The organism is uncultured Zoogloea sp., from assembly GCF_937894855.1.
GTDB classification, from domain to species: Bacteria; Pseudomonadota; Gammaproteobacteria; order Burkholderiales; family Rhodocyclaceae; genus Zoogloea; species Zoogloea oryzae.
Genome location: NZ_CALAYQ010000157.1, coordinates 23692 through 31679 on the forward strand (window position 1 = coordinate 23692; position 7988 = coordinate 31679).

Below are 7988 nucleotides of genomic sequence, written 5' to 3' on the forward strand. Positions count from 1 at the left end.
GTCGCCTGTATGTGCTTAGGGAAACTGCAGAACGATTTTCCGTTCTTGCATGGTTAGAAGATATCGCCAGCAGGCAGCAGCCTTCCATGTAAGGATGAGAAAGAAAGATATGACTATTCCTTGCGGCACCGCCAATGGACCCGAGTGTCCTCTCAAGGCCCAGACCGCGACACCAAAAGTAATAAACGCAGCAATGTGACTATGGATAATCGTCTTGTCCTGACCAGAGGCGTAAAGTGCCAAATGCGGCACCAAACCAACCGCGTTAGTTATTGATGCAAGCAGCAACCAAGGGTAAAAACTTATCGCTGTGATGTACGCTTCTTTTCCGATCCACTGCAGCAGATAGGGCAATGCAAACCAGCTGACCGCAGCAAAACACGCAGAGAGCATAACCGTTACCCCAAGCGTTTGCCACAATTTAGACCGCAAAAGATCAATGTTTTTTTCATTACTCAATTTTATAAACATTGGATATGCAAACGAGAAAACCCCGGCATCTAAAAATGCAAGCAAGCTTCCCGCAACGCCAGTAAACAGCACATAAGCAGCAACAACCTCTACTCCACCGATTGCCTCCAGCCAATACCGATCAAACGTTTGAATGCCACGCAAAGCCAGGGTAGCCACGAGAAAGGCGGTGCTCACCGCAATACCACGTTTGATCCAATGCCAATCCAAGGAGTCTTTCCACCCCTTTATGCCAAGCATTCTTAACTTACTAATGGCAATCAAGGCCGAAGCCAAGCCTGAGATGGTCCAAAGCAACATGACAACATCCAGCTGTCGACTCGACTCATCAAAATGCATTATGGCCACAGCAGTCAAAGCCCAACTCCCTTGCCGAACAAACAGCACAATGCTTGCAGAAACTTGCTCGGACAGCGCGATCAGAAGCCTGGACATCTCCTGATTAAAGTGCTCAAGAACCAGTAATGGTAGGAACCAAATGAGCAAGTGGGATGGCCATCCCGAATATTGATACAGGAACGCGTACGCAACAGGCACAAACAAGAGGTACAAGATTCCCGAAAGTGCTGCCTGACCTTTCAGTAGCCGGCCCCTCTCCTCCAGAGGAGTTTTGACAATCTCGCGAGTGACATATGCATAAAAATCAAGCCCGACAAAATATAGAGAATAACCTACAGCTGCTGTAAACAGCCCGTAATAACCTACATCCGAGGGCTTGAGGTATTTAGCAAGAAAAAAGACAAACAAGAAGCGCGTAGCCAGGTTTGCCCCGTGCAAACTTAAATTTAAAAGGCGTGTGGACATACTTGCCATGGCGCTATCAATCAACAATCAAATAATCAATTAACTTTAAATACCGAACCAACAGCTCTACGAACATCAAATCCTGGTTGCGATGTTGATGCTAGGGCGAGCACGAAAGCCATCAAGCACCTCTTCGTCCTCGGCCACATAAACGTCAAGAACATTCACAAACACAACAAAGCTCATTAGCAGGCGCGCCAAACTAAGCCGTTCGATTAATGTAGGAGTATCTGTACACGTAACCTTTATAGCCATAGCGATAACGCTGTCTATCGGCATTAAGGTCATTAAACACAAAACCCTTCACCTGGACTCCCGAATGATTAAGCCGCTTTACGGCTTGTTCTAGCTCTGCTATCGGATGGCGCCCTGAACGGGCCACCATCAACGTGGCGCCCGTCAACCGACCAATGATTGCAGCATCCGACACTGCCAGAATCGGCGGCGCATCCACGATGAGTGTGTCGAATTGCTCACCGAGTTTTTTGAGCAGATCCTCAAAGCGCAGATGCATCAGCAGTTCAGAAGGATTCGGTGGAATCTGACCGGTAGTGACGACCGAAAGGTTAGACACGCACGTCGGCTTGACGATTTGTTCCAGGCTGGCTGTACCGGAAACGTATTCCGAGACGCCCAGTTCCCGCGACAGACCGAATTCCTTGTTAACATGACCTTTACGCAAATCCGCATCAACGATCAGGATGCGCTTACCGCTCTGGGCCAGAACGACAGCGAGGTTCTTTGTGATGAAGCTCTTGCCGAGGCCTGGGGCCGAGCCAGTGATCAGGATTGAATTGTGCGTTGTATCCATCAGCGCAAAATGAATCGTCGTGCGAAGGCTACGTAGGCTTTCGACAGCATCATCTTGGGGCTCAGTCACGGCGAGAAGTTCGCCAGCCTTAGTTCCCCTATTCCGATTGACGAGACGGACTTCGTTATCGCTGTGGGGGATGCTGGCGTAAACCGGCAGGCCAAGCTTGGTTTCGATGATCTCAGGGTCATCGATCATCACGCGCAAGCTGCGTTTAATCAGCACAAGGGCCATACTCGTAAAGAGGCCTAATAGCAAGGCCATCACGAGGATCGCGGACTTTTTTAGACCAATCGGCTCACGAATCGCCGCGGCCACATCGACAATGCGCACGTCGCCAACGGTACCGGCCTTGGAGACCTTAAGTTGCTGTGCTGTATTGACGAGGTTGGTGTAGAGGGTCGTGGAAACTTCAACGTCGCGGGCCAGTTGCAGTAACTTTTGCTGAGTGTCGGGCAGCTTGCTTACACTTGCGTCAAACTGGGCACGGCGTTCCTTTAGGCGTAGCAGGCGCTGGTCCACCGCCTGTAATCGGGGATGCTCGGCGGTGAAGCTCTGGCGTAGCTCGTCCCGTTCCTGACGCAGCGCGACGATCTGGTTATCCACTTCGACGAGGGATTGCAGCACACTCTGGGTTTCGAGGTTCAGATCAAGTGAGCCGCGGGCCTGACGGTAGGCATTGTAAGCAGCCTCAGCGGCATCCATCTCTTTTTTGAGGGCTGGTAGCTGAGTTTCGAGGAATCTGAGAGTCTTTTCGGCTTCAGCAGAGCGCTGGTCGACATTCTGCCGTACATAAGTATTCATGATGTCGTCCAGCACTAGGACGATCTTGTCGATATCAGGACCGGTGAGGCTGATTTCTAGTATGCCGGACTTCTTGCCGCGCTCCTTAACGACAAATGCTCCTCTAAGCTGATTGATCGCCGACTCTTGGGATTTCTTGACGAGCACGAAGCGGGTGCCAGGATTAGCCTGCAGCTTAGCGACGAAGACTTCGTATTTATTGGCACTAGCGCGCTCGCCGACCTTGCCGCGGAGGACTTCATTGCCGCGCTCATCGGCGAGACTAAAGCTACCGCCCTCCCCTGCGACCAACATCAGGGGCTTGTCTAGGGCATCGCGGGGCACCACCAGAGCGTCGACGCGGGCGTCTTCGCCGCCCCAGGCATAGCTCCTCATCCCGAGCCAGGGGCTGGCCAGTTCGTCGCCCTTGTAGCGGCGGGCGATTGCCTGACCGAAGATCGGGAAGGCCTTGGGGGCAACTTCAATATCGAGCTTTAGCAAGTTGATTACCCGGCCCAGCACCATTCGGGAGGTGAGGATTTCCTGCTCGGCCGAAACCGTGGTGCTGTCGCCCAACAGTGGGCCAAGATCTTTCATCACCGCGGACATGCCGCCAGAGCTCTTTTCTTCGACCTGGATCAGGCCGTCAGCCTTGTAGATGGGTTCGGCGATAATGTTGTAGGCGCCACCCAGCACAAGGAAGGCAGAGGTGACTGCGGCGATGAACCAGCGGTGCTCCATGATCACCGCAATGATTTCACCCACCGCCAAACCGTCACCGGCTTCGTCGTTATCGGGGACTTGTTGGCCTGCGAGGGCGGCGGGTTTGAGCTTGTCGAATTCCATGGGTGGGTTGTTTGGGTTATAGAGTGGTGTTTAAGGCTCAGCTTCAATCACATAGGGAGCCTAAATAGTAGATTTACCACGATTGAGCGAGAGTTTTGCAACTATAGTCGCGCCTAATGTACATGCTATGAACGGTACCTCTGGCAGAAGAGTAGTAATTGTTCGGCTCGAGGCCCCCGCCCCCCCTCTTTTTTGCAGAAGATAAACCGGCGGCTGTGAGTACGGGGGGTAGCGCTCACGCATTTACTGGCGACCGCCAAAGAGCGGATAGCGCGTTGCGCTGGTCTGATACAGCGCTGTAGAGGTCGGTAGAATATTTGAGACCACCCTATTCCAGCGCACTACGTCCGCAGCATCGACGTAAATGATGTCACGCGGGCGAAGCGGGAAACGGTCGGCCAACAGCATGGCGTCGGGCGAACTGCCATCCAGGTGGAAGAGCTCCGGCGTTTCGCTTTCGCCACGCATCACGTAGATCCACTTGGGGTTGGCCTTCTCTTGGGCGATGTAGCCACTGTCGGCCAAGGCCTCGGCCAGGGTGGAGCGCTTCTTGGTCATGACCAGCGAGCCAGGCTTCTGCACCTCACCCAGCACAAAGATCTTGTTGAAGCTGCGGTCCTGCACGTTGACGATGTCGCCGTGTTCCAGCAGGGCGTTCTGCTCGGTGGCGCCGTTCTCGTACATGGCCTGGATATCCACCCGGTAGGTGGTGCCCTTGCGGGTGAGCAGCACGCGGCTGTGGTCGGCCTCGGGGCCAAAACCGCCGGCCTGGTTGACGGCTTCGAGCACTGTCATCGGCACATCAGAGATGGAAAGCTGGCCGGGCTTGGCCACCTCGCCCACCACGTAGATGCGCTGGCTGCGGAAGGCGGCAACGCGCACATCCATCTGCACGCGCTCGATGAACTTGGCAAGGCGGACGATCAGCATTTCGCGGATCTGGCGGGATGTCTTGCCAGCCACCTGCAGCGTGCCCACGTAGGGGTAGTAGATGGTGCCGTCTTCATTCACCACGGTGCCGGCCTGGTCTGCTGCGCGGTACTGACCAGCGGGGGTGGTGAGCTCGGGGTGATCCCAGACGATGATGGTCAGCACGTCGCCGGGGCCCACCTTGTAATCGGGCACCGAGGCATTGGGGCCGGCAGCCTTGCCGCCACGCCCGCCCAGGTTGGCGTTGGTCGCAGTGGGGCGCTCGGCGGCGGCGAGCTTCATCTGCTCGATGATCAGCTCGGCCGTGATCGGCTTGATGTTAACGTTGGCCGGCACCGGCTCGGCGGCCTCGGCCTTGCGCACCGGCAGCTTTACGGAAGATTGCTGGTCGCGCAGGCCGTAAGCCTTGTCACCGGGAACAACGGCACATGCGCCAAGACTCGCGCACACGATGGCCAGCAGCAGGCGGCTGGCAAGGCGAGGCGTGGCAGGCATGGAGGGAGCACGCGCTCCATCAGGAAGAGTGTTCATGGATGCCCTGACTTATTGTGTTTGAACAGTACCCCAAATGATAGTTGAGCCCTGTTAATGTCATAGGGCACAAGACACACATCGGACACGATAGTTGAGATTGGCTTTACAGTCGCCGGGCCCAATCGGCCACGCCGCGGTCGATGAGGCCTACAGCCTCATCCCATACGGTCTGGGACCGCTTGTAGGGGTCGGGGATTTCAAACTTGCCCCAGTGCCCCAGCAGAAAGGTCTTGCCGCGAACAGCGGGATCGATGTCGGTGAGCGCCTCACGATGGTGGCTTTCCATCACCAGCACGAGTTCGGCCCAGCGGCACAGGGCCACATCGGCCTGCCGGGCCCGGTGCGGCGCAAGATTAATACCCCTGGCGGCCATCATGGCGGTTGCGGTTTCGTGGGCGGGATGGCCCACCAGCGCACCAACGCCGGCCGAAGCCACTTCGGGCTTGCGGCCGGAACGCAAAAGGGCATCGCGGAGCAGATATTCGGCTACGGGGCTACGGCAGATGTTGCCGGTGCATACAACTAGGATGCGGTCGTACAAGACTATCTACCCCTCACCCGTGCGCGACAACGCTGGGCTCGCCGGCGGCGCTGTCAAGACGATAGATCAGCGCAGCGTTGCCGGCAGAACGGCGGTCACCCGCCCGGCGTTCGCTGTGCCGATACTTTGCGCCGACGCGGCGGTCGTGGGTTTCCTTCCGGTCTACAAACTGGCGGACCTTCACGCCGGGTTCGCGCCCGATTTCTCGGCGCAGCACGGCAATGATGCGGCTGATGTGAGCCTGAGTGAGATCCTGGTCGTCACCAAGAAGCTGGATCACGCCATAGCAGGCGGGGCCGGCGTTACCCTCGGTGTGGTAGGCGCGGAAACGGAAATCCACATGGGGGCCGATGCAGCGGTTGAGCATGTCGGCAAACGAACCCAGCTTGTGCTCCGGCAAGCCGGCCACGTGCACACCCACCGCATGAACGGACGTCATACCAAGCAACCGGTGGATGCGTCGCAGCAGGGGCACCAGCCGCCACGGGCGCAGCACGATGAAAAAGCACACCGCAAACACCACCACGAAGGCCACCAGCATCACCAGCTCGTCTACGCCAGCGTACATGCCCAGCAGGCCAATGGCCCCAAAGCAGAACTGCACCAGCGCCAGCACCAGCACGGCATCCTGCACCCGGAAGCCGGCCCGCAGGAAGAGGTGATGCAGATGGTTGCGGTCGGCATGGAAGGGGGAGCGGCCCATCCACATGCGACGCAGCATGACGCACAGGGTGTCGATCAGCGGCACCGCAAACAGCCACAGCGTGGTGATGGGGGTGATGGCACGAACGCTCTCGTTGGACTGGGATAGATCGGAAAGGAGCCAGGCAAACAGGAAGCCAAGCTGCATGCTGCCGTTGTCACCCATGAAGCATCGTGCGCGACGCCAGCCCAGATAACGCAGGTTGAAGCACAGAAAGCCCGCCACCCCGCCGGCGATGATCACGATCAACGAAAAGTAGGCCGGATCGCCCGAGATATAAACGGCAAGAGCAATCAGCAGAAGACTGACGATGGACAGGGAACCGGAAAGCCCGTCGATGCCATCGATCATGTTGAGGGCGTTGATGGCGCCGATGGTGGCCAGCAGGGTGATCGGGACAGCGAGATAACCCAGGGAGAGGAGATCACCCGAGAGCAGCTGCCCGAGATCGGAAATCTCGACCCCCCCCAGAAACACCATGGCCAGACCCACGGCAGCCTGAATGCCGAAGCGGATCTTGTAGTTGAGCTGCAGGATGTCGTCGGCGAAACCCGTGATGAACAGAACGAGCACGCCGCCAAGCAACACGTAGATCCGATCTCCGAAGGACGGGAAATACTGGCTTATAACGTAGCCGCCCGTGAGCATGGCCGCGAGGATACCCACCCCACCCACAAAAGGCGTCACGGTGTCGTGCGCCTTGTGACCACCGGGCTGATCGACAACCCCAAAGCGATGGGAGGCCTGGATGCTGTAGTAAACCGCCACAGCGGAAACAATCAGACCCAGCAGGAACAACGACATCGATAACATTCGAATCTGCCTTTTATTGCCGGGTGCTTACGCCCACGCAAACTTGATCACACACCACGGAACGTCGTACGCCACCGCCACAGCACCGACTTGAACAACAGGGAGCATACAGATGCAACCCGACCAACATATTTCAGTATTTTACAAAGCCCGCCGTCGACGGACAGGTAATTTCACACAACAACGTTAAAACAATGCCAAACGCGACCCATGTTTGACGACTCTTCACACAATTGCAAAATCATGTCGCACCGCAATGCCTAAGCAATAATCAGGCCAAAATCAAAACCCAGACAAATCAGTGGATTAAAATATGCATTTTTCACTATTTTACAATGTGTGTAAAATTTTCCGACACATCGCCACGCCGAAGCGGCACTGCAGCCGCGCCGCACGCTGAAGGCAACACAGCCGCGATCAGCCGAGCACAGCACCGCGAAGACCAAAAGTCAGCACCACCCGACCTCCGCAAAAATGATTTGGCATGCCTCACAAACAATGAGATTGCCAGGCACACTTGCCGCCCAGACACCCCAGCCCAGCCTGAACAGGCACACGCCAACACCACCAGCAAAGGAACGGGCGCAGCGGCACACAACGGAAACAGGGGGAGGGAGAAGCCGACAACCACAGGCCACTAAACTCAGGAAACCAACGCAAAAAAAACTCGCAGGATCTGCGAGGCTTTTGAAATGACTGGCGGAGTGGACGGGACTCGAACCCGCGACCCCCGGCGTGACAGGCCGGTATTC

5 protein-coding genes are annotated in these 7988 nt (G+C 56.5%); all 5 read right to left on the reverse strand.

Annotation, left to right across the window (positions count from 1 at the left end; translation table 11 throughout):
- Positions 1-15: 15 nt before the first annotated feature.
- Complete coding sequence (locus Q0672_RS17980; RefSeq protein WP_298624461.1) at positions 16-1284, reverse strand: oligosaccharide flippase family protein; 1269 nt, start codon at positions 1282-1284, stop codon at positions 16-18.
- A gap of 193 nt (positions 1285-1477) precedes the next feature.
- On the reverse strand, positions 1478-3715 hold the full coding sequence (locus tag Q0672_RS17985; RefSeq protein WP_298624463.1) for a polysaccharide biosynthesis tyrosine autokinase: 2238 nt from the start codon (positions 3713-3715) through the stop codon (positions 1478-1480).
- 243 nt (positions 3716-3958) lie between these two features.
- Positions 3959-5140 carry a polysaccharide export protein gene (locus tag Q0672_RS17990; protein WP_298624465.1) on the reverse strand — a complete coding sequence of 394 codons (1182 nt, stop codon included), beginning with the start codon at positions 5138-5140 and terminating at the stop codon, positions 3959-3961.
- A 142-nt stretch (positions 5141-5282) separates the two neighbouring features.
- Positions 5283-5720 (reverse strand): low molecular weight protein-tyrosine-phosphatase, encoded by a 438-nt coding sequence (locus Q0672_RS17995; protein WP_298624467.1) that lies wholly within the window; start codon positions 5718-5720, stop codon positions 5283-5285.
- A gap of 13 nt (positions 5721-5733) precedes the next feature.
- Entirely contained in the window at positions 5734-7227 is a 1494-nt protein-coding gene (locus tag Q0672_RS18000; protein ID WP_298624468.1) for an MraY family glycosyltransferase, read from the reverse strand.
- Between the last annotated feature and the right edge of the window lie 761 nt (positions 7228-7988).